Annotated in this window: 21 protein-coding genes and 1 tRNA gene; 17 read left to right on the top strand and 5 right to left on the bottom strand. The window is 39.2% G+C overall.

Features of this window, described 5'->3' with window-relative positions; all coding sequences use genetic code 11:
• Positions 1-178 precede the first annotated feature (178 nt).
• From PAT01_RS06075 to PAT01_RS06050, 6 genes are all read left to right on the top strand, one after another.
• Complete coding sequence (locus PAT01_RS06075) at positions 179-559, top strand: DUF4112 domain-containing protein (RefSeq protein ID WP_138577460.1); 381 nt, start codon at positions 179-181, stop codon at positions 557-559.
• Positions 560-677: 118 nt separating this feature from the next.
• Entirely contained in the window at positions 678-1,325 is a 648-nt protein-coding gene (locus tag PAT01_RS06070) for a glutathione S-transferase family protein (protein WP_138577458.1), read from the top strand.
• 101 nt (positions 1,326-1,426) lie between these two features.
• Positions 1,427-1,981, top strand: coding sequence for an elongation factor P hydroxylase (locus tag PAT01_RS06065; RefSeq protein WP_055253038.1), 555 nt, complete (start codon positions 1,427-1,429; stop codon positions 1,979-1,981).
• Positions 1,971-3,101, top strand: coding sequence for an ATP-NAD kinase family protein (locus PAT01_RS06060; RefSeq protein ID WP_138577456.1), 1,131 nt, complete (start codon positions 1,971-1,973; stop codon positions 3,099-3,101). The genes PAT01_RS06065 and PAT01_RS06060 overlap by 11 nt, the downstream gene beginning before the upstream one ends.
• A 4-nt stretch (positions 3,102-3,105) precedes the next feature.
• Positions 3,106-3,381 carry a YfcL family protein gene (locus PAT01_RS06055; RefSeq protein WP_004587288.1) on the top strand — a complete coding sequence of 92 codons (276 nt, stop codon included), beginning with the start codon at positions 3,106-3,108 and terminating at the stop codon, positions 3,379-3,381.
• Positions 3,382-3,532: 151 nt separating this feature from the next.
• On the top strand, positions 3,533-5,089 hold the full coding sequence (locus tag PAT01_RS06050) for an AbgT family transporter (protein ID WP_138577454.1): 1,557 nt from the start codon (positions 3,533-3,535) through the stop codon (positions 5,087-5,089).
• 80 nt (positions 5,090-5,169) lie between these two features.
• Here the strand turns inward: PAT01_RS06050 and PAT01_RS06045 are convergent, their stop codons facing one another.
• The 3 genes from PAT01_RS06045 to PAT01_RS06035 form a co-directional block, all read right to left on the bottom strand.
• On the bottom strand, positions 5,170-5,760 hold the full coding sequence (locus tag PAT01_RS06045) for a hypothetical protein (protein WP_138577452.1): 591 nt from the start codon (positions 5,758-5,760) through the stop codon (positions 5,170-5,172).
• A gap of 132 nt (positions 5,761-5,892) precedes the next feature.
• Complete coding sequence (locus PAT01_RS06040; RefSeq protein WP_004587284.1) at positions 5,893-7,710, bottom strand: DEAD/DEAH box helicase; 1,818 nt, start codon at positions 7,708-7,710, stop codon at positions 5,893-5,895.
• 162 nt (positions 7,711-7,872) lie between these two features.
• The gene (locus tag PAT01_RS06035) at positions 7,873-8,136 is read right to left on the bottom strand and encodes a GrxA family glutaredoxin (protein WP_004587283.1); all 264 of its coding nucleotides are present in this window, start codon (positions 8,134-8,136) and stop codon (positions 7,873-7,875) included.
• 261 nt (positions 8,137-8,397) lie between these two features.
• Between PAT01_RS06035 and PAT01_RS06030 the strand changes: the two genes are divergently transcribed.
• The 9 genes from PAT01_RS06030 to PAT01_RS05990 all read left to right on the top strand — a co-directional run bounded on the left by PAT01_RS06030 (position 8,398) and on the right by PAT01_RS05990 (position 18,160).
• Positions 8,398-9,429 (top strand): response regulator, encoded by a 1,032-nt coding sequence (locus PAT01_RS06030; RefSeq protein ID WP_273605736.1) that lies wholly within the window; start codon positions 8,398-8,400, stop codon positions 9,427-9,429.
• A 21-nt stretch (positions 9,430-9,450) separates the two neighbouring features.
• The gene (locus PAT01_RS06025; RefSeq protein ID WP_138577448.1) at positions 9,451-10,047 is read left to right on the top strand and encodes a cysteine hydrolase family protein; all 597 of its coding nucleotides are present in this window, start codon (positions 9,451-9,453) and stop codon (positions 10,045-10,047) included.
• Positions 10,040-12,859, top strand: coding sequence for a PAS domain-containing hybrid sensor histidine kinase/response regulator (locus tag PAT01_RS06020; protein WP_138577446.1), 2,820 nt, complete (start codon positions 10,040-10,042; stop codon positions 12,857-12,859). The genes PAT01_RS06025 and PAT01_RS06020 overlap by 8 nt, the downstream gene beginning before the upstream one ends.
• Before the next feature lie 541 nt (positions 12,860-13,400).
• Positions 13,401-13,691 (top strand): hypothetical protein, encoded by a 291-nt coding sequence (locus PAT01_RS06015; RefSeq protein ID WP_138577444.1) that lies wholly within the window; start codon positions 13,401-13,403, stop codon positions 13,689-13,691.
• Between the two features lie 299 nt (positions 13,692-13,990).
• Positions 13,991-14,812: a putative bifunctional diguanylate cyclase/phosphodiesterase gene (locus tag PAT01_RS06010; RefSeq protein WP_235207553.1), complete on the top strand. Its 822-nt coding sequence runs from the start codon at positions 13,991-13,993 to the stop codon at positions 14,810-14,812.
• A gap of 87 nt (positions 14,813-14,899) precedes the next feature.
• The gene (locus tag PAT01_RS06005) at positions 14,900-15,271 is read left to right on the top strand and encodes an Hpt domain-containing protein (RefSeq protein WP_138577442.1); all 372 of its coding nucleotides are present in this window, start codon (positions 14,900-14,902) and stop codon (positions 15,269-15,271) included.
• Positions 15,272-15,282: 11 nt separating this feature from the next.
• Positions 15,283-16,677 (top strand): sigma-54-dependent transcriptional regulator, encoded by a 1,395-nt coding sequence (locus tag PAT01_RS06000; RefSeq protein WP_138577440.1) that lies wholly within the window; start codon positions 15,283-15,285, stop codon positions 16,675-16,677.
• Positions 16,678-16,935: 258 nt separating this feature from the next.
• On the top strand, positions 16,936-17,466 hold the full coding sequence (locus PAT01_RS05995) for a peroxiredoxin-like family protein (RefSeq protein ID WP_054982203.1): 531 nt from the start codon (positions 16,936-16,938) through the stop codon (positions 17,464-17,466).
• A 247-nt stretch (positions 17,467-17,713) separates the two neighbouring features.
• Entirely contained in the window at positions 17,714-18,160 is a 447-nt protein-coding gene (locus PAT01_RS05990; RefSeq protein WP_004585880.1) for an Hsp20 family protein, read from the top strand.
• 58 nt (positions 18,161-18,218) lie between these two features.
• Here PAT01_RS05990 and PAT01_RS05985 read toward each other — a convergent pair whose 3' ends face one another.
• Positions 18,219-19,775: a cryptochrome/photolyase family protein gene (locus PAT01_RS05985; protein WP_138577438.1), complete on the bottom strand. Its 1,557-nt coding sequence runs from the start codon at positions 19,773-19,775 to the stop codon at positions 18,219-18,221.
• A 90-nt stretch (positions 19,776-19,865) separates the two neighbouring features.
• Positions 19,866-20,327 carry a globin gene (locus tag PAT01_RS05980; RefSeq protein ID WP_004585882.1) on the bottom strand — a complete coding sequence of 154 codons (462 nt, stop codon included), beginning with the start codon at positions 20,325-20,327 and terminating at the stop codon, positions 19,866-19,868.
• Positions 20,328-20,703: 376 nt separating this feature from the next.
• Here PAT01_RS05980 and PAT01_RS05975 point away from each other — a divergent pair.
• Together PAT01_RS05975 and rimP are read left to right on the top strand one after the other, a co-directional pair.
• Positions 20,704-20,780 (top strand) — tRNA-Met (locus PAT01_RS05975).
• Positions 20,781-21,060: 280 nt separating this feature from the next.
• The gene (rimP, locus tag PAT01_RS05970; RefSeq protein ID WP_004585883.1) at positions 21,061-21,516 is read left to right on the top strand and encodes a ribosome maturation factor RimP; all 456 of its coding nucleotides are present in this window, start codon (positions 21,061-21,063) and stop codon (positions 21,514-21,516) included.
• Positions 21,517-21,531 lie beyond the last annotated feature (15 nt).

Genomic DNA, 21,531 nt, shown 5'->3' with positions numbered 1-21,531 from the left:
TTAACTCCCGAGGGTACTTTATATTTTGGGCAGATGTTTCCGTATTTATTCTGTAGGCGTACTAATATTTTTTATATTAAATTCATCGTTGAAAGTATTCCATTAGTTTTTAATAATTCATTAAGTATTAATATCCTTAGTGTTTATATATGACAACCTCACATAAAAAGTAGCTATTATGAGTAAAAATATTCAAACTAACCTCTCGCATGCTGAATATGAATCAACATTAAAACGTTTGGAAAAGTTTAGTCATTATACCGATAGCAGCATTGCCATCCCTTTTACTAAATTTAACATAGGGCTAGAGGCGGTGATTGGCTTAATACCCGTAATAGGGGATGCTGCAGGACTTATTTTATCAAGCTATGTGCTAATAGAAGCGCAGCGCTTAGGCGTGAGTAAACGTATAAAGAGTAAAATGATTATTAATATGCTGATTGATTTTGTAGGCGGCTTAGTTCCATTTTTTGGCGATATATTTGATGCTTTTTTTAAAGCCAACACCCGCAATACCCGTTTATTAAAAAAACATTTAAATGCGCAGTTAGATAATTGATAGTAATACTGTTTTTTTAGAGGCTTTAAATTTAGCATTAAGAATAAAAAACAAAGTGTTGTTGGTTGTTTAATCACCTAGTAAGGTAGGGAAGCCTATTCACTTTGGTATATACAAAATGCAATTATTTATCGGTAATAAAAACTATTCTAGCTGGTCATTACGCGCATGGTATTTAATGAGTAAATTTGATGTCCCGTTTGACGAAACCCAGCTTGTGCTCGACACCAGTGACTTTTACGACGAACTAAAACAACACTTCCACGTTCAAAAAGTGCCGGCGTTAATTGATGGTGATTTGCAAGTGTGGGACTCGCTCGCAATTTGTGAATATATTAACGATGCCTATTTATCGGGAGCAGGGTGGCCTAAATATATTACTCAGCGAGCTACAGCGCGCGCATTAAGCGCTGAAATGCATGCCGGCTTTATGGCACTGAGAAACGAAATGCCGATGAATATAAGAGCCACACGTAAAGTAACGCTATCAAGTGCTGCACTAAAAGATATTCAACGTATTGATGAGATATTTTCCCAGCAGCAAGATATGTTTCCTAATGAATGGTTTTTTGGCGACTTTAGTATTGCCGATGCGATGTACGCCCCCATTGTACTTCGTTTAAAAACGTATCAGATTACCTTATCCCCAGCGGCGCAGCAGTATTGTGATTTTGTGATGCGTTGCCCTGTTTTGCAAAAGTGGATAACCCAAGCACTTACAGAAACCGATATAGTGCAGTGCGATGAGGCGGGAGTAGAGGTATAACTCGCTCATCACTTTTACTTTAAAGGTAAAAGCCCGTACAATTCGTCTCGTTTTTAGTGCGCTAATTTTGCGCTGTAACCGAGACGAATTAATCAGTTTTTATGCATCATATAGCCGATCTTATATCTATTTTCGATAGTGTTTTTTATCAAAGCCATAACACTCGCTTAGTAAAAGGCGATGATGAGCCTGTTTATCTACCTGCCAATAATACCCATGGTTTTAATCAAATTGTATTTGCACACGGCTTTTACGCCAGTGCCCTACATGAAATAGCGCATTGGTTAGTGGCTGGCAATAAACGCAGAGAGCTTGAAGATTATGGGTATTGGTACTGCCCAGATGGGCGAGATAAACACCAGCAGGCTGAATTTGAAAACGTAGAAATAAAACCACAAGCCATAGAGTGGCTGCTCAGCACCGCTGCTGGCTTTGATTTTAATGTGTCGGTAGATAACTTGAACGGTGAGCAAACTTGTCGGTTTGACTTTCAGGCGCGAGTACACCAGCAAGTATTAATGTTATTAGAGCAGGGAGTTAACGCACGTACCCATGCATTATTAAAAGCGTTAAGTGATTTTTATAAAACACCGTGGCCGTTAACCGCTCAACAATTTAATTGGCACCACCCTCAGGAGTTACAAAATGCAGTTTAAGTTAGGCTTAATTATTAACCCTGTTGCAGGACTTGGTGGCAGCGTTGCTTTAAAAGGCAGTGATGGCGAAAACACTGCTGCAAAGGCAATTGAGCTGGGTGCGCAAGCCAAAGCTAACAGCCGCACACAGGCTGCCCTAGAAGTACTTGTACCCTATAAAGAGCAGTTAACAATTTATACTGTAAATGGCGATATGGGCGAAAAAGCAGCACGCGCACTAGGCTTTAATGTTGAAGTAATTTATACCGCCAATACCGTAACAAGCGCCGATGATACAGAGGCTAGCGCTAAACTACTTAAAAATTTAGGCGTAGATTTAGTCCTGTTTGCTGGTGGCGATGGTACTGCGCGCAATATTTGTCATGCCATAGAAGATACCGTGCCAGTGCTGGGTATACCTGCTGGCTGTAAAATTCACTCTGGCGTATATGCAATTACACCTAAAGCAGCAGGGCGCGTAGTAGAAATGCTAGTAAAAGGCGAGCTAGTTACACTTGCAGATGCCGATGTAATGGATATTGACGAAGAGGCGTTTAGGCAAGGCACCGTAAAAGCTAAGTGCTACGGTGAAATGCAAATACCAAGCGAAGTACGTTATGTACAAGCGGTTAAAAATGGTGGTAAAGAAACAGATGAATTAGTACTTGCCGACATTGCCGCGCATGTGGTGAGCGAAATGGATGAAGACACCTATTACATTATGGGTAGTGGCTCAACTGTTGAAGCAATAATGCAAGAAATGGGGCTGGATAATACTTTATTAGGCGTAGATTTAATTAAAGATCAAACCCTAGTTGCGCAAGACTTAACTGCTAAACAGCTACTTGAGTACACGCACGGGCAAGCTACTCAATTAGTTATTACATTAATAGGCGGGCAAGGCCATATTTTTGGCCGAGGGAATCAGCAGCTAAGCCCTGAGCTTATTCGCACTATTGGCAAAGAAAACATTATTGTGGTGGCAACTAAAACCAAATTACACGCGTTGAACGGGCGTCCACTTATTTGTGACACCGGCGACAGCGCTTTAGATGATGAATTAACAGGTTACATTAAAGTAACCACCGGCTATAACGACCATATTATGTATGCTGTCGGTTATGAAAACCAGGAGAAGTAACCCAATGAGTTTAGTGAATTATATTGATGCTGCGCAGCAATACTTTGATGATTTAGTAATTAAAGCAACAGATGATGAGCTGTTCGCTGGTGGTTACTTGCGCGGACATTACGACCTTGCAGTAGGTTATGCAGAAGTAGAAGAGCTGACAATTTCTATTGATGAGCTCAACGAAACCGTAGAGCAGAGCTTAGTTAAAGCATACCGCAATGGCGAGCTAAACGAAGAAGATAAAACCTTGGTTGTTAGGCTTTGGGAAGAAGTGAAAGCCCTCGCTTAACCGATGTTTAGTTCACAATTATAAAAACGCGGCGACGATAATGAAGCCGCGTTTTTTTATGCTCTATTTGTGCCCATAATAGATTTATTAGTTAATTTACTGTTACACATTAATGGTATATTGTTACTTAAACCTATTTTGGGAGCTTTAAATGAACAATAATAATCAAGCTGCGGTACCTACAGGGTTAATCGCGCGTTTTTTAAACTTTGTGGAGCGAGTTGGTAATAAACTTCCCGATCCGGCGATTATTTTCTTATTCGCTATGTTACTTATTTGGTTGTGCTCGTGGTTACTGTCGGGGATTAGCTTTGACGCGTTAGACCCACGGACAGGCCAAGCCATTGTTGTAAATAACCTATTAGAGGGCGACTCACTCGCCTCATTTTTATCTTCTATGGTAAAAACCTTTACAGGCTTTGCACCGCTAGGGGTGGTACTGGTTGCCATGTTAGGCGTGGGAGTGGCTGAGCACTCAGGTTATATCAATACAGGCCTTAAGCTAATGCTTAAAGTTACCCCAAGGCAACTGCTAACCCCTTCAGTCATTTTGGTAGCTATTGTAAGCCATACAGCAACCGATGCTGGCTACGTATTAGTGATCCCATTAGCGGGTGTTATTTTCTTTGCCGCAGGGCGACACCCATTAGCGGGTATTGCAGCCGCATTTGCTGGTGTGAGTGGTGGATTTGGCGCTAACTTTATTCCATCAGGAATAGACCCATTACTGCAAAGCTTTACCCAAAGTGCAGCGCAAATTATTAACCCCGATATGTCGATTAACCCGCTTAATAACTGGGCGTTCACTTCTGCCTCGAGTTTATTTATTGTGTTATTAGGCTGGTATATCACTGATAAAATAATAGAGCCTCGGTTAAAAAACACAGCACTTAATGAAGACACCCAAAACTTACCCGCGTTTGATGAAGCTAAAAGTGATGAAAAACGTGCTTTTTTTATAGCCAGTAGCGTAATGATTGCAGGACTTGCTTTACTTGCGTTTGTATCCGCTCCTGCCGATTCAGCAATGCGCAGTGCCGATGGCTCACTAACTAATTTTAGATCGCCCCTGATGCAATCTATCGTGCCTTTAATCTTTTTATTATTTTGGATACCCGGTGCCGTGTATGGTTTTACCGTTGGTACCTTTAAAAACTCAAAAAATATGATAGATGCGATGAGTACCGCGATGAGTGGCATGGCTTATTACATTGTAATGGCGTTCTTTTGTGCGTTGTTTATTGCTGCGTTTTCTAAGTCTAACTTAGGGGCATTAATGGCCATTGAAGGGGCGCAGCTTTTAAAAGCAATGGAGTTGCCCAGCGCCGTAACGGTTGTAGGTATTATATTTTTAACCGGCTTTGTAAACTTGTTCGTAGGCTCAAGCTCTGCAAAATGGGCATTACTGGGGCCTATTTTTGTACCAATGTTAATGCAACTAGGTATATCACCCGATTTAACCCAAGCGGCTTACAGAATCGGAGACTCTAGCTCAAACATTATTACCCCACTTATGCCGTATTTCCCATTGGTTGTGGTGTACTGCCAAAAGTACGTAAAAGATACCGGTATAGGCACGCTCATCGCGCTTATGATCCCTTACTCAATCGCGTTTATGATTGGCTGGAGTATTTTCTTGCTAGGGTATTGGGCACTCGGTATTCCGTTAGGGTTAGATGCGAGTTACGTTTATCCGGCGTTACCTTAACTTAAACCTTAATTTATGAACCTCACTCACTTGAGTGAGGTTTTTATATAAAATTGCTGCAATGTAAAAAGTAGTGTTAATTACCTTTCTAATTCTCTCACTATATAGCCAAACAAACTGGCCTCACCAACAATATACACATAATCGTTTTTGTTATTCATTATTGTAGATTTATCGTCGTACCATCTAAAATCGTGCGTTTTGTTAGTTGTAGGGTCTTTAAAGTATAAACGAGTACAACTATCTTCATAATCAGACCCACATTCTTGTACATCAGTGAGGATATATTCCTTATACCAATAATCGCCTTGCGTGTAGTAAGCCCATAACTCAATGGGGGCAGAGAGTAAAAAATAGAGAGTTGCATAGATTAACAAAGGGAGTAATGGGTAGATGAAGATTAATGATAACTTCATTTTTGTATCTGAAAAGCTATCTTTAAGGTGCTCTCTATAGTCACTGCAACGTCTATATTTTTTGATTACAAGTACATGGAGATAGATAAATGATGCCCCGCAAAAAATAGGAAGCGCTATATAAAAAATAGCCTCATAAATTTTATTTTCGATAAATGGCGGGTCGGTAAAATCCATTAACATAAGCATGCCAATGCTCAGTATTGGAAAGCTTATTATTGCTGCAAAGAGCAAGTTGTCATAATATTTTTTCAATTTTAATTCATCCGTGAATTATAGTTTTTTCTTAGTTTACAGAATTTTTATTTTTTACAAAAGCAGTGGCTTTAAAACAAAAAAACCTTGGCACTTTCGTGGCAAGGTTTTTTATAACGTAAGCTATAAAGCTTAGTTAGATGTGAAGCTCACAGGGCGACGTTCTTTACGAGGGCCGCCACGTTTATCACCGCGTTGGTTGTCTTTGTTAAAGCTACGCTTTTTATCACCACTTGGGCGCTCAGCGCGTTCACCACGTGGCTCAGCTGGGCCTTGATCTTGTGTTAGTGTCATACCCATTGGGCGTTTACAAATAAACACTTTTTGGAAGTGATCAAGTACATCTTTAGGCATGTTTTGCGGTAATTGTACCGTACTGTGACTGTCGTGTAGACGAATGTCACCAATAAACTTGCTTGAGATATCAGCTTCGTTAGCAATCGCGCCAACAATGTTTTTAACCTGTACACCGTGCTCACGACCCACTTCGATACGGTAAGTATCCATAGGGCCTGCATCGCGGCTGTTACGCTCGCGAGGTTTACGCTCAGGGCGGTCACCACGTTCGTTACGACGACGGTCATTACGATCGCCACGCTCGTTACGTGTATTACGCTCGTTGCGAGGTTGAATCTTAACTTCTTCAACTTTAATTGGCGATTGTTGCTGTGCTAAACACAGTAATGCACCCGCTAGGTCTTCTAAAGATAAGTCTAGTTTTTGTGCCATGCTAGCAGCAACTTCATTGAAGAACGTAATGTCTTTGTTTTCAAGAGCAAGCGTAAGCTTTTCTTTTAACGCATTAATTCGTTTTTCTTCAACTACTTTAGCTGTAGGTAGCTCAACTTGTGCAATTTCAGACTTAGTATGACGAATGATATTTTTAAGTAAATAACGTTCGTTATGCTTAACAAATAAAATTGCTTTACCAGTACGTCCAGCACGACCTGTACGGCCAATACGGTGAACGTAGGCTTCTGAGTCTTGTGGAATATCGTAGTTGATAACTAAGCTTAAACGGTCTACATCAAGACCACGTGCTGCTACGTCTGTTGCAATAACAACGTTTAGCATACCGCTTTTTAAGCGATCTACCGTGCGCTCACGTGCTTGCTGGTTCATGTCACCATTAAGTGGCGCAGCAGAGAAACCTTCGCGCTCTAGTAACTCAGCAAGTTGCACTGTATCGTTACGTGTACGTACGAAAACAATAGCACCTTCGTATTGCTCTGCTTCTAAGAAACGAACAATGGCTTTGTTTTTATGTACGTGTGCATTCCAAAACACTTGCTCAACAGATGATACAGTTGAGTTACGCGCAGATATATGAACCTGTTCAGGGTTATTCATATATTTGCTGCTGATGTTTTGAATTTGCTTAGGCATGGTCGCAGAGAAAAGACATGTTTGCTTTTCGCGCGGTGTTTTTTCCATGATGTTTTCAACATCATCGATAAAGCCCATACGTAACATTTCATCGGCTTCATCAAGTACAAGTGCTTGTAAAGCATCAAACTTGATAGTGCCACGGTTTATGTGATCGATTAATCGACCCGGAGTAGCAACAATAATTTGTGCGCCACGACGAAGTGCGCTTAATTGAATGCTGTAGCTTTGGCCACCGTACAGTGCTAATACTTCAACACCACGAGTACCTTTTGCATATTGTTCAAATGCCTCAGCAACTTGGATCGCAAGCTCACGTGTTGGTGTGAGTACAAGGATCTGTGGCTGTTTCACAGACGGGTCAATATTGTTTAGTAACGGCAGTGCAAATGCTGCAGTTTTACCTGTACCCGTTTGTGCTAGTCCCAGTACGTCCTTTCTTTCTAGCAATAACGGTATACATTGAGCTTGGATTTCAGATGGTGTCTTGTAACCCAACTCTTCAACTGCCTTTAAAATTGCAGGAGAAAGATTTAGAGATTCAAACGTGACTGGTTCTGACATTAATACGCCTCAACGAATTTAAAGAGGCGCGCATTGTATAGGAAATACGAGGCAATTGCTTGTATAAATTACAACTAATTTGTATGTGGTTGATGTTGGTTGAAATTTAACCAGTTTAAGTTTTTGATTTTTTAAACTGGTTAACAAGCTATATACAAAGCGTTATTTATATAGGCCTAGATTTTCTTTTGCGTAGGCTTCAAATTCAGTAAATCCACCAATGTGGGTTTGATCTACAAAAATTTGTGGCACAGTTGGGCATGGTTTTCCTGCAGACTTTTCTAAATCCGCTTTGCTAATGCCTTCTTTGATAATATCGATGTAACGAAACTTAAAATCATCACGCTCATTTGATAGTTGCTCGGCAACATCTTTAGCACGTACACAAAATGGGCAGCCTTCGCGGCCAAAAATTACTGTAAGCATAATACTCTCCTCAATTTAGTTGGGTTCATATTAAACGATTAATTAATAATTTAAAGCGCAAAAAATCGATTGGTTAATTCTGTTTTACTGTTAACTCGCTTAATTACTCATTTGCCATGCATTTTGAATTGCAATTTGCAAAAGCGCATTTATGTAAAGGATGTGTAATTTTTAAATCTAATGAATTCATCGTATTAGTAAAGGCGCTGCAAGTGGCATGTAAATTGATATTTAACTACAGAGCCATTCTTATTAGGAACGATGATGAGTAATAACAGCCATGTTTTAGAAATTATTCAAGGGGTAATTGCCCGCTTTTGCAAAGCAGACAACACAAATGTGGCAATTACACTCATCAACAAATTACAGTGTAATTATATTTGTTTACAGGTGTCTCCTGAGCAAATGATTATCCAGTGTGAAGCGTTTATTTTACCTTCGCTAAAAGCCGCTAAAAGCCATTTTTTGCTAACAGTAGAGGCCAATTTACAGGGCATTAATTTAAATTACTGGGTAGATTCGAATCCTGAAATGCACACCATTGATATACACGGTTTACTTGCAACCCGTGAGCCAATTTCATCGGTAGATACAAACAAAGAGTTTATTAGCGCAGCCAATAATAAAGACGACTTAGAGCAAAGCATTCATTATCTAGTTAATTTTAGTGCGCAAAACTATGGTTTAAAACTCGCCGACAGCAACCACACCAACGCTTTAAAAATTGAAGATGCGCGTCACCTATCTGCAGAGCAACTTGCGAGTGATTTTTTAAATAATGGGGCGTCTCAGAGTATAAAAATTTGCGCATTTGATGCGCTCAGTGAGCTGCAAAGCCATCACGCTATTTCTCAACCTGTATTGGCGTGGCCGTTTTTTGATACTGACTTAGTTAATGCGGTTAATAATTTAAATACCCACAGCAAATTATCTGTATTGGTTGCTGATGACAGCTTGCCAAGCCAAGTTGCGACCAAAGTCATGCTTGAAATGCTTGGCTGCGCAGTAACCTGTGCAGAAAATGGCTCAAGTGCCTTACTTATTGCCCAGCAAGAACCTTTCGATTTACTGCTGTTAGATGAGCGTATGCCAGGTATGTTTGGCAGTGATGTAGCTCAGCAGCTCATTAAACAAAACACCCCAAACGATAACACGCCAAAAGTTATTTTAACGGGCATTACTGAGGAGCAACAAATTGCTCAGTTGTTCGAAAAAGGGGTGACGCACTATCTTCAAAAACCGGTAACAAAAGCTGTATTAGAAGAGTTTATTAAGCCTTGGCAAGCTGCCTAAAGGCCCGTTTAGGAGGACGTTATGAACGATTTATCAAAAACAGCTTTGCTGCTCATTGGTTTTCAAAATGATTACTTTTCGCCTGATGGCATTTTATACCAAGTGGTTGAAGAGTCATCAAGAGTAACCGGCGTGGTAAATAACACGTTAGCGCTGCTCGACAAATACATAGATAAATTTGCATTAGTGCTCAGTACGCCTATTCACTTTACACAAGATTATAGCGAGCTTAAAAACCCAATTGGTATTTTAAAAGTGATTGCCGAAGTAGGGGCTTTTAAAGCCGACTCTTATGGTGCTCAAGGCATTAAAGAGTTTAATAAATATGGCAAACGTATTATGCAAATACCCGGTAAACGCGGGTTAAATGCGTTTACTCATACAGAGCTTGCAAATGTGCTTAATAAAAATGGCATCACTAACATTGTTTTAGCAGGCACGGTGACCTCTATTTGCATTGACTCTACGGCGCGTTCTGCGGTAGAGCTTGGCTTTAATGTGACGGTACTTAATGACTGTACATCAAGCAGAACGCCGTTTGAGCAATCATTTTACTGTGAAGAGGTTTTTCCGCTTTATGCCAAGGTGTGCAGCCATACAGAACTAGTAAATGAATGAGGCGCATATGGAAGAAAAAGACGAGCTACAAGTACAAGTTCATTACGCGCTAATAGAGCAGCTTTCTGCAAACACCCGCAGGCAAACTAAGTTACTTGCCTTACTTGATGAGTGTGTATTTGAATGTGATAAACATTTAGTGTTTAGCTACGTGAACGAAGCATGGCTTAATAAGTTGGGTTTTACGCCGGCCATGCTCATAGGTAAAAAAATCACATCGCTGTTAGAGACCAAAGACTCGTTAAAGCTGTCAGCGTATATTGAGTCTATTTTTGAAGGCGTTTTTAGTGCCAGTATAGAGCTGCAAGTAAAAAATAATGACGGCCTTACTAACTGGTTTGAAATGCGCTTGGCCTGCGACGATAGCGGCGGGTTTATTGGCTCGTTACACGACATTCAACGACATAAAGACTACCAATACTTACTCACCCAGCAACAAGAGTACGCTAAGCGACTTTCTTTAGTGGCAAGCCACACCAATAATTTAGTTATAATTACCGACCGATTTGGCAAAATAGAATGGGTTAATAAAAGCTTTGAAACGCTTACTAGTTATAAATGTGAAGAAGTCATCGGGCTTAGCCCTGGCAAACTGTTGCAAGGGCCTAAAACAAGCCTAGAGTCGCGCCAGTTAATGGCTAAAGCGATTAAAAATGCCGAGCCTTTTCAAATAGAAACCGTTAATTATGATAAAAATAAAAACGAATACTGGGTTGCTATTGATGCCACCCCCGTAAAAGATGATTACGGTAATGTTAAGCATTTTATAGCCATAGAAACCAACATTACCCAGCGTGTAAAAGCTGAACAAGCCATGGCTGAAATAGAATATAACTACCACTCTGTGGTCGATAACATCCCTGATATTGTATTGAGGTTAGATGCGCAGGGCGGTTTATTGTTTATGAACAAAGCATGGCAAAATTTTTTCCAAACAGACATAAATAAACACCTTGGCTTACCCATTGCTAATTTTGTAATGGGTGAGGATGTGGAAAAGCTAAACACAGCTCTTACAGGCTACAGTAGTGGCAACCGAGAAGTTAAACGTTTGGATATTAGGTTAACCAACGCGCTTAATGAGCCAAATTGGGTTGAAATGACCCTCACACCAATTACCTCATTTAATGGCACACACTTAACGTCTATAGCGGCGACCGTGGTTGATATTCAAGAACGTGTGATAGCGGAACAAATACTCTTAGATGCTAAGCACCAGGCTGAATCGTTGGCTGAGTCTAAAAGTCGCTTTATGGCTAATATAAGCCATGAAATACGCACACCTTTAAATGCAGTGATTGGCTGTGCAGATATCTTACACGACACTGGGCTTACAACAGATCAAAAACGTTACACCCAAATGATTAAAACAAGTTCAGATGCATTATTGAGTATTTTAGATGACGTGCTGACCTACTCACGCTTTGAAGCGCAAGCAATCTCAATAGATAATCAGCCATTTAGCCTCGATATTTGCTTAGAAGAGGCTATCGATATTGTAAGTGAAAGCGCCGTGCAAAAAGGCCTCGAACTTATTTTTGATCTGCACCCTGATGTTCCTGCGCAGGTGGTGGGCGATCATGGTCGTATAAGGCAAATTGCAATAAATTTACTCTCAAATGCCATTAAGTTTACTCAAAAAGGTTCACTTATAGTGACAGCACAGTGTGTTGAGTTTGAAAATAATAAATTTACGTTGCAGCTTAGTTTTAAAGATACAGGAATAGGCATTGCGCAAAACAAGCTCGAGAGTATGTTTAAGCCGTTTATACAATCGGATAACTCTATCACTCGGGAATATGGCGGCAGTGGCTTAGGTTTAGCCATATGTAAGCAAATATGTGATGCTGCAGGGGGCAGCATTACTGTTAACTCGCAGTTTGGTAAAGGGAGTGAGTTTATTGTGAATTACCCTTTATTAATAGATACAAGCGAGCAGGTGCAAAGAGAAGGCTTTTCTGCCAGAGCCAAAAAGCCCTATGTGTGTGTGATAAGTAAAAACTTGCCATTAAACACGGCGATAGAGCATATGCTTACTCGCCATTCGATAGATTTTTCACGCCTTGAGGACATCGAAAAGCTAGACAGTATCAATACGCCCGACGCTATTGTTACCACTAATAAAGCCGATTTAGACGCAGCGCAACAATTTTTAAAAAGTTATAAGAGCCTAAATAAACCGTGTTTATTACTCATAGACCTACTGGGTAAAAACCAAAAAACAGAGGCGCCGAGCTCTGGTATGTTGATGTTTAATGGGCCTTTTAAGCCTTCGCATTTGCCCAGAGCGATTGCTGCGCTTGAGGAAGAGCTTTTTCATCTTGATATTATTTTTACTAATAAAAAAGAAACCACACTAAACACAGCCACTATTAATGCTCAGCCATTTAAAGGTACGCACGTACTCGTGGTTGAAGACAATAAAAATAACCAAATTGTGATTCAGCAATTTTTAGAGCAGCAAGGGTGCTTAGTTAAAATAGCCAGTAATGGGCAAGAGGCGATTGAAAAAGTTAAAACGCAAACAATAGATTTAATATTTATGGATATTCAAATGCCAATTTTAGACGGTATTTCTGCCACTAAAAAAATCAGAGAGTTAGCTATTGTCACCCCTATTATAGCGTTAACAGCGAATGCGATTCATGGAGATAAAGAGCGTTTTATTAAAGCAGGAATGAATGACTATTTAGCTAAACCAATTATTAGCGAAAAACTCAATTTGCTCTTAAATCAATACTTACCAAAACTTAATGACGCTAAACACTCTAAGTTAGAGCGCATTAACGAAATTTGGTCGTTATTAAAGTAACAAGCAATGCAACCGTGCTTTTAGGTTAATAGTTATAGATGGCCTTAAGGTATTTATGATTAAAGTTTTTAGTTGTTAAGTAAACAAACATAAATAGTGAGTTTAGCAAAAATTTAACCTCAAAAGGTTAAAATTGACTGTTTTCTCAAAAAAAGCGATGGCGATTGAGTAATGCGTAGTCAATTACTTTTACTGCCTAAAAAGCCTTAATATATTAAGCAAAACTGTAAATAATGCTGAAATACTAATCCTTTTTAATTGATTGGGTTGTGTAGGTTGGTTCTTAATGGTTATTTTTAAATTGGTTTGCATTTTGCAAATCAAAATGAAATTGAAATCTCATAATGCAAATATCCGCTCAGCTATTTTTTATTATCCCTATCAAAGTAATTAATTTACCCATTGATTTATAAAGACTTAAATTTTTTATCATCATTAAATTTATTTTGGCATGGCTTTCGCAATATAAACACCAAGTAGAGCGAAGTTATCATTGATATAAATTTGCTAAGTAGTTAAATAAATTTTAAGGGTGTCCATTATGCAAACTAATACTAAAGTTAAACAGCAACCAAAAAAAATGTCTTTTGTTCTTACTCCAGAGTTAATGGTGCTGTCTATTATTATTGTTGCAGCTGTTATTGTTGGTGCAACAGCACTGCGAGGCACCGTTACTATTGAACCTGTTAATAAAGGTAATACCGAGATGTTCACCAATAAATTTAACAATAGTGATTTAGATAATGCCACTATTGAAAGCAACACATTAAACTACGCTCAAAACATAGATGAGCAATCTGCCCAATCAGGCACACAAGGTTTAAACAACTAAACAATACTTCTCCTTTAGTATTTATTTCGGCTGACTCTAAGCAATTAGGTCAGCCTTTTTATTTTTAAAGCCACTTTATACCCAAACCATCGCTTACTCCCGCTCCCACTCTAAATCAGCTTGCGTGTCAGTGTGATTTGCAAAATGCAAATATATATATCAATAACTTTAGACTAACAACCCGACTTTAACTAATTGAATTTTATGCATTTATTTTTTGTTTTTGACGGCTCGTTTTGGTCTGTAATTTGCAATTTATGTAACAAGCTTACGGTGAGCCCTTATTTGTGGAGAAATTTATGAATGCTTTTAAAAGTTTAGAGCCTATCAATACGGTCAACATTGCACGCTGGCATGAACTTGAGCAAATTATGGCTCATGCAATGAAAAACCATTGTTTTAATATGGTGTACCAGCCGCTTGTATCTTTAACAAGTGGGCAATTAGTTGGCTTTGAATCATTAGTGCGCTGCGAATCTTCACGCTATGGTGTTGTTGGCCCAGATGAATTTATTCCGCATGTAGAACAGTCAGGTATGATTTTAGATTTAGGTGATTGGATTTTTAAGCAAACCCTAAGCGATTTAAGCCAAATGAGAAAAATAGGTATGAATGATATAACTATTTCATTGAATATTTCGCCGGTACAAATTATTGAAGGGGATGTGTTTTCCAAAGTAATGAGCTTACTTGATAAGTATCAAATAGACCCCGCAGCCATAAAAGTAGAATTAACAGAAACAGCATTAATAAAAAGTCCGCAGCGTATTGCTAAAACATTTGAGCATTTTCATAAAGAAGGGGTAAAAATTTGGCTAGACGATTTTGGAACGGGCTATGCCTCTTTAGGCCTTTTAAGGCAGTTTAATATTGATGGGCTAAAAATAGATCGCAGCTTTATAAGTGGCATTACAACGAACAATGAAGACTTTACCCTGTGTAGCGCAATTATTGCTATGGCGCAAAGACTCGGGTTAGAAACCATTGCTGAGGGGATTGAACAGCGCGAACAATTACAAATATTAGAGCAGCTAGGGTGTGATGTAGCACAAGGTTACTTACTCGGAAGACCAAGTAGTTTAGCTAATAATACGGCGACATGGGTAAAAATGTACACTTAACTTAATGTTTAGATTTGCAAAATGCGAAAAACGACTTACTCTAAAAGTATAAAAGCTTTGTATCACAATAATAAATAAAGGCCTAATATGCCAATACCTGAAGAATATATTGATAACACCATCACTCAAGCTCATGTGCTAGCGCAATTAGAGCAAGATGTTGGCTCACTCACTTTAGTAAGGCTGGTAAACTTATTTATTAATGAATTAGAAGAAATGCGAGTTCGTCTTAAAAATGCAATTGATGAGCAAGATGAAGATAATATTAAAGATATAATGCACGTACTTAAAAATTCTGCGGCGCTATATGGCGCATTAACTTTGGCAGCCCTTGCCAGTCAATTACATGATTACCCCCCTGTTACCATTGAAGAAAATATTCACGCTGCTCAGATCGTTCAACATAATCTAGAAAAAACCCACGCTGCATACCAAGTTATTGCTAATAATATTACCTAAAAGGCTCTGCCATGAACGATTCTCAAAAAAAATCACTGGTTTATATAGTAGAAGACAGCATTGCAAGCGGGGCTCTTTATGCGAGCCAATTAGAGCAAGCAGGGCACGAATGTAAACACTTTACCGATGGCTACTCTGCCTTGGTAGGTATAAAAGAGATGATGCCTGATGTCATTGTCCAAGATGTTTGTTTGCCCGATATTAGTGGCTTAGAAGTGCTGCAGTTTGTTAAAAAGCAAGAAAAGCCCGCTAACGTAGTCATGATCACCTCAAATAGCTCTATTGATGTTGCAGTAGAGGCAATGCGTTTAGGTGGTTTTGATTTTTTAGAAAAACCGTTTTCAGGCCAGCGCTTAGTGAGCGCCGTAGATAGCGCGCTTTCGCAAAAAGCACCTCCTGCAGTTAAAATTCAAGAACAGAAAGCGCAAAACACTTCCGGGTTTATTGGTGAATCGTTAGCAATGCAAACGGTGTTTAGGCTTTTAGATAGTGCAGCGCGAAGCAAAGCATGTGTTTTTATTACCGGTGAGAGTGGCACAGGTAAAGAGGTGTGCGCGCAAACTTTGCACGACACTAGCCCACGAAGTGAAGGGCCATTTATTGCAATTAACTGTGCTGCTATTCCAGGAGAGTTATTTGAGTCAGAGTTTTTTGGCCATGTAAAAGGGGCCTTTAGCGGAGCGCTAAGTGACAGGAAAGGGGCTGTAGAAGTTGCAAACGGTGGTACTTTATTTTTAGATGAACTGTGTGAAATGGAGCTCAACCTACAAGCTAAGTTATTACGTTTTTTACAAACGGGTGCGTTTAATCGGGTAGGCAGTAGCGAGGTTTTACACAGTAATGTAAGGCTAGTGTGTGCAACAAATAGAAGCCCTGTAGTTGAAGTTGCCGAAGGGCGTTTTAGAGAAGATTTATACTATAGGCTTAATGTTATTCCTGTAAAGTTACCTCCGCTACGCGAACGAGCTGGCGATATAATGTTGCTTGCAATGCATATTTTAAAGCAAAAAAGTGAAAGTAACGCTAAATTATTCCATCGCTTTTCAAAAGAAGTTGAAAACCTTTTTTGCAACTACGATTGGCCCGGTAATATCCGTGAGCTGCAAAATGTTATCGAAAATATCGTTGTTATCAACGAGGGTGACGTAGTTGAGTTAGATATGTTGCCAAGCTCATTTGGTGTTAATTCTGCTATTCCAATCAAAAATACCAGCTCGTCTCAATCTGCAGAGCAAATACAAACTAACTCGCTTATGGGCGTACACGACATAGAGCCCCTGTGGCAAGTTGAAAAAAGGGCAATAGAGTCGGCAATAGCCGTATGCGATGATAACATTCCACTTGCTGCGGCCTATTTAGGCGTAAGCGCCTCGACTATTTACAGAAAAATAAAAGGCTGGAGTTAGCTTTACGCTTCTTGCTCACATCTTCTTGGTGTTTATACTGTGCTAATGCTACTTAAAAAGAGCAAGATGCCTGTTTTATCTAACATTTCATTATTCTGCTTACAGCTTATAATTCTCCTAATCATATTAAACAAGGCTACTTAATAAAAGCGAGTCGCCTGCCATTTCGTTCTCAGTTACATTTTCATGGTTGAAATAAACAAAGATACCCTAAGCTCTATTACTACACCCTAAGTTTAATAGTAAAAGGAGATCATAATGAGTAACGTTAATTTACAGCCAGCGAGTGTAATGCAGCCTTTAGTGGTAAGCGATTTAGATAACAATGACGTGAATTTAGTTGACCGCGTAAGCGACAAACCTTGGAAAATGATAGTGGTGTACAGAGGCCAGCATTGCCCTAAATGTACCGAGCAACTCAATGAGCTTGCAACAATGCATGACGATTTTGCCAGCGCAGGTGTAGAAGTTGTAGCAGTAAGTGGCGATAGCGAAGAGCAGCTTAAAAAGCATCTTGAAAAAATAGACGTAAATTTCCCTCTTTATTACAATTTAACCATTGAGCAAATGACTGATTTAGGCTTATACATTAGTGAACCGCGCAGTGATGCTGAAACAGATCACCCATTTGCTGAGCCTTGTATTATTGTCTTAAACGAAGATAACCAAGTACAGATGCTTGATAAATCAAATAGCCCATTTGTTCGCCCAAGCCTTAAGCAGGTGCTAGGCGGTATTAAATTTTCACGCGAAAACGACTACCCAATTCGCGGTACTTTTATTAAGTAACGTGTATTGAGTAATTTGATGAATATACGAAGAGGGCACTTTTTTGTGCCCTTTTTTATTTTTTTTCACTTTTTTTAATTTAATTACTTGAAAACTATTTTACTGCCCATAAATAGTTTAGTGAGGACGCCTGATGGGTCCCAAAAAATACAGAAGTTATTGAAATTTATATTATTAATTTAATTATGTTGTACTTGTTCAAACGAAAAGTAACAACATTATATCGCTTAAATATGAGGATATTATTATGCGTACAGTAGACTTATCACCACTTTATCGTTCATTCATCGGCTTTGATCATTTAGCATCTTTAATGGATGCGGCAGCTCGTACAGACAAGCAGCCTAGCTTTCCTCCTTATAATATCGAAGCACTAGATAAAGACAAATACAGAATCACTATGGCCGTTGCTGGTTTTAGTGAAAATGAACTCACCATTGAGTCAGAGAACAACACTTTAAAAGTTGCAGGTACTAAACCAAACAAAGATGAAAATGAAGAGCGCAAGTTTATTCATCAAGGTATTGCGGAACGTAACTTTGAGCGTAAGTTTCAACTTGGGGATCATGTAAAAGTACTCGGTGCCGATTTAGCCAACGGTCTGCTTAGCATTGATCTAGAGCGCGAAATCCCAGAAGCACTTAAACCTCGTAAAATTGAAATTGGCGGTGGAAACCTAATCGAAGGTAAATAATCGCTAATAAACATTTTCCCTGATTGTAGCCGCCTCAACTGAGGCGGCTTTTTCGTTCTTATAACTCGTTTATATGTGTTAAATAATAATTTGCTTGGGCTAAGGTCTGCTGTTGAAGTTGAGGTGTTTGTTTATCCCAGTTTCTATAAACCATGCCAATGCGTGGGTTTTTTTCAAGTAATGCGCGGTGTTTATCCATAAATTGCCAATATAAGCTGTTGTAAGGACACGCCTTCTCACCTATTTTTTGCTTAACATCATAATGACAGTTTTTGCAGTAATCGCTCATTTTATTGATGTAATTACCACTGGCTGCATAGGGTTTAGTGGCGATAATAGCATCATCTGCAAATTGGCTCATGCCACGGGTGTTAGGCATTTCAACCCATTCAATGGCATCAATATAAACCCCTAAATACCACTGGTCGACTTCATTAGGGTCGATGCCTGTTAATAAGCAAAAATTACCAATGATCATTAATCTTTGAATATGATGAGCGTATGCGGTGTCTAAGCTCTGCGTTAATGCATGGCTTAAACAGTTCATTTTTACATTACCCTGCCAAAAGTACCCTGGTAACGACTGGTTGGCCTGTAATTGGTTTTTTTGTGCATAGTCGGGCATGTTTGTCCAATATATACAGCGAACATATTCACGCCAACCTAAAATTTGCCTAACAAAGCCCTCTACTTGAGAAATCGAAATTGTGTCGGGGTGAGCATTAAATTCGTCAATTACACGCCTAATAACGTACAGCGGGTGGATTAACTTGGCGTTTAAAGCAAATGATAAACGGCTATGGTACAAGCTGGCGTTATTTGTAACTTGGTCGGTCATTGCATCTTGAAACTGGCCGAAATTTTTTAGCAGGTGGGTACAAAAATACTCTAAACACGTTTTGGCTTGTTTGCGAGTGAGCGGCCATGGCAGCTGCTGAGGATTTATTTCACCAAAGTAATTTACGTTATGTTTTTTAAGTCTGCTAATGATAGAGCTTACATCGTTATTAAATAATTTTGGCGGGGGGATAGCGTTTAAATCTGCTTTTTTAAATTTGTTTCTGTTATTACTATCAAAGTTCCATTGACCTCCTTGCGGTCTACTCCCATCCATAAGAATAGTATATTGCTTGCGCATAGCGCGATAAAAGTGCTCCATAGTCACATGTTTGTTTTTTTCAAACCGCTCGTTAATACGCTCAAATGGCAGCATAAAATGCTCGGTGTCATAGGCTTTAACAAGAAGATCAGACTCTTTTTTAAATTTACTTAGCTGTGCTTTGAGGCGAAATTCATCAGGGTATTGATAATGTATTTCACTGCAACGATACTGTTTGGCTATGCGCGTGAGTAAAACAGGCAAGGTTTTGTCTTGGTGGGTATCATCAAGGGTGAGGTGCAGTGTGCTGTAATCCGCGCTTTGTAAAGCTGTAGCAAAACGCTCCATCGCATAAAAAAAAGCACATAACTTTTGCACGTGGTGCTTAACGTAATTGGTTTCTTGTTTTAACTCGGCAATTAAATAAAGCGTATCAGGCTCTTTTTCTTTAAACCACGAATGCGAAGCATTGAGTTGATCACCTAAAATTAGGCGCAACACTTTATAATGAGCCATAAACCACCTAAATTTAGTTGTACGTAAAAAGCGACAACGTGGATCTAGGTAGTTTGCTCATACGTGCATAAAAGCTGAGGCTTGTGTTACTTAAAGCTTACTTGTGCGAAGTTGAGTGATTTTTTGCTCAAGCGAAATAACATTTGTTTTGTTAAACAAAGTTGTATTAGCAAAACTTTCAAAATAACGAAGCGCTTTTTGCCAAGCAAATTGTGTTTGTGCGGTGAATAAACGCCCTAAGTGCTCGTTTAAGGTATCGTAAAAGGCATCGCATAGTAGCGATATTTCTTTTGGCGTAACGCCCATCTTTTTTAAGTATTGCAAGTGAAAGGTTAAAAATGGGGCAACAGAAGATGGGTTATCTAAATGCCTAACTATACGTTCTAAAACACAATATAAAATATAACTTTTTTCGTTAAAATAAGCGGCACTTGGGTACTGCATTGTTATATTTGACTCTTCAAGCTTTGCATGAAAGCGCGCGGTAAACGCATGAAAGTTTGGCTTAACTATATGCAAACTTTTAATTAACTGTGGCTGATAAGTATTCATTAGCAATCTCATTAAATTTTGTAATTTTTATTTTTATCCACATCGGTGAGCTTTTAGTATAGTGCGTTGCTCAAATATCGCACGTAATCTAAACGTAAAAAGCACAAAATTGTATCAGTTTTATGAATTTTAGATATTTTATTTATGAATATACGGCTTTTTACGTACATATTAGTGACGTTACGATTACCATTTTAACGTCTGCATAATCATAGTACATACTGATGAAGCTTAAAATGGGGGTTCACTGATTTTATCAAACTTATTAGTTATTATGGTTGCTAATTACCCCGTATATCCTTATAATAGCCGCCATTGTTTAGCGGTTGATTAACCACTAACAGCGATATTGAATTTTAGGTTTAATATCTATTGGCGCGGGATGGAGCAGCCTGGTAGCTCGTCGGGCTCATAACCCGAAGGTCGTCGGTTCAAATCCGGCTCCCGCAACCAATTTTTATAGTAGGTATATCCTTACTAATTCTATATCGCGCATTCTAAGTAATGCGCGTTTTGCGTTTAAGCTAATGTAGTTTAATTTGGTCAGTGTAATGACCCGCAGCCAAGCTTGGCCTGAGGCCACACAGTTTTATGCTTTATTGGTGTGACGCCCCGCTTGGTTCGGGGCGTTGTTGTATCTGCACCATTGATTTATGGCTTTGTCATTAAATCAAAACTTAAACTCAGTATTTTAGGGCTATAAGCCCTTTTTTTGTTTGTATGGAGGATTTTCGTGACAAAACTTGAGCAAGATTTATTAACCATGCTTACGCCTGCAGTAGAAATGTTAGGCTTTGAATTACATGGTCTTGAGTTTGTACAAGCAGGCCGCCATTCTACCTTAAGGGTTTATATTGACCATGAGGATGGAATATCTGTTGATAATTGTGCGGATGCGAGTCGCCAAATTAGTGCGATTTTAGACGTCGAAGACCCAATTACAAACGAATATGATTTGGAAGTATCGTCTCCTGGTGTTGATCGTCCATTATTCAAACAAGATCACTACGAGAAGGCGCAAGGAGAGGAAGTACGCGTGCGTACTAAGCTTCCACAAGACGGTCGCCGTAATTTTAAAGGCGACTTAGTAGCAGTTAGCAGTGATATGATCACACTTAAAAGCGATGGCGAAGAGCACTTAATCATGCTTAGCAATATCGAACGTGCGAACATCATCGCAAAGTTTTAATTCGAGTGCGAAGGA

It is taken from the genome of Pseudoalteromonas atlantica (genome assembly GCA_007988745.1).
GTDB classification, from domain to species: domain Bacteria; phylum Pseudomonadota; class Gammaproteobacteria; order Enterobacterales; family Alteromonadaceae; genus Pseudoalteromonas; species Pseudoalteromonas atlantica.
Note: the sequence above shows the minus strand (reverse complement) of the source record. Positions and strands in the feature narration are given on the sequence as shown.

What these genes read in the sequence shown, in the direction of transcription:
- PAT01_RS06075 (WP_138577460.1), top strand. Translation starts at nt 179, where the DNA reads ATGAGTAAAAATATTCAAACTAACCTCTCGCATGCTGAATATGAATCA.
- PAT01_RS06070 (WP_138577458.1), top strand. Translation starts at nt 678, where the DNA reads ATGCAATTATTTATCGGTAATAAAAACTATTCTAGCTGGTCATTACGC.
- PAT01_RS06065 (WP_055253038.1), top strand. Translation starts at nt 1,427, where the DNA reads ATGCATCATATAGCCGATCTTATATCTATTTTCGATAGTGTTTTTTAT.
- PAT01_RS06060 (WP_138577456.1), top strand. Translation starts at nt 1,971, where the DNA reads ATGCAGTTTAAGTTAGGCTTAATTATTAACCCTGTTGCAGGACTTGGT.
- PAT01_RS06055 (WP_004587288.1), top strand. Translation starts at nt 3,106, where the DNA reads ATGAGTTTAGTGAATTATATTGATGCTGCGCAGCAATACTTTGATGAT.
- PAT01_RS06050 (WP_138577454.1), top strand. Translation starts at nt 3,533, where the DNA reads ATGAACAATAATAATCAAGCTGCGGTACCTACAGGGTTAATCGCGCGT.
- PAT01_RS06040 (WP_004587284.1), bottom strand. Translation starts at nt 7,710, where the DNA reads ATGTCAGAACCAGTCACGTTTGAATCTCTAAATCTTTCTCCTGCAATT.
- PAT01_RS06035 (WP_004587283.1), bottom strand. Translation starts at nt 8,136, where the DNA reads ATGCTTACAGTAATTTTTGGCCGCGAAGGCTGCCCATTTTGTGTACGT.
- PAT01_RS06030 (WP_273605736.1), top strand. Translation starts at nt 8,398, where the DNA reads ATGATGAGTAATAACAGCCATGTTTTAGAAATTATTCAAGGGGTAATT.
- PAT01_RS06025 (WP_138577448.1), top strand. Translation starts at nt 9,451, where the DNA reads ATGAACGATTTATCAAAAACAGCTTTGCTGCTCATTGGTTTTCAAAAT.
- PAT01_RS06020 (WP_138577446.1), top strand. Translation starts at nt 10,040, where the DNA reads ATGAATGAGGCGCATATGGAAGAAAAAGACGAGCTACAAGTACAAGTT.
- PAT01_RS06015 (WP_138577444.1), top strand. Translation starts at nt 13,401, where the DNA reads ATGCAAACTAATACTAAAGTTAAACAGCAACCAAAAAAAATGTCTTTT.
- PAT01_RS06010 (WP_235207553.1), top strand. Translation starts at nt 13,991, where the DNA reads ATGAATGCTTTTAAAAGTTTAGAGCCTATCAATACGGTCAACATTGCA.
- PAT01_RS06005 (WP_138577442.1), top strand. Translation starts at nt 14,900, where the DNA reads ATGCCAATACCTGAAGAATATATTGATAACACCATCACTCAAGCTCAT.
- PAT01_RS06000 (WP_138577440.1), top strand. Translation starts at nt 15,283, where the DNA reads ATGAACGATTCTCAAAAAAAATCACTGGTTTATATAGTAGAAGACAGC.
- PAT01_RS05995 (WP_054982203.1), top strand. Translation starts at nt 16,936, where the DNA reads ATGAGTAACGTTAATTTACAGCCAGCGAGTGTAATGCAGCCTTTAGTG.
- PAT01_RS05990 (WP_004585880.1), top strand. Translation starts at nt 17,714, where the DNA reads ATGCGTACAGTAGACTTATCACCACTTTATCGTTCATTCATCGGCTTT.
- PAT01_RS05985 (WP_138577438.1), bottom strand. Translation starts at nt 19,775, where the DNA reads ATGGCTCATTATAAAGTGTTGCGCCTAATTTTAGGTGATCAACTCAAT.
- PAT01_RS05980 (WP_004585882.1), bottom strand. Translation starts at nt 20,327, where the DNA reads ATGAATACTTATCAGCCACAGTTAATTAAAAGTTTGCATATAGTTAAG.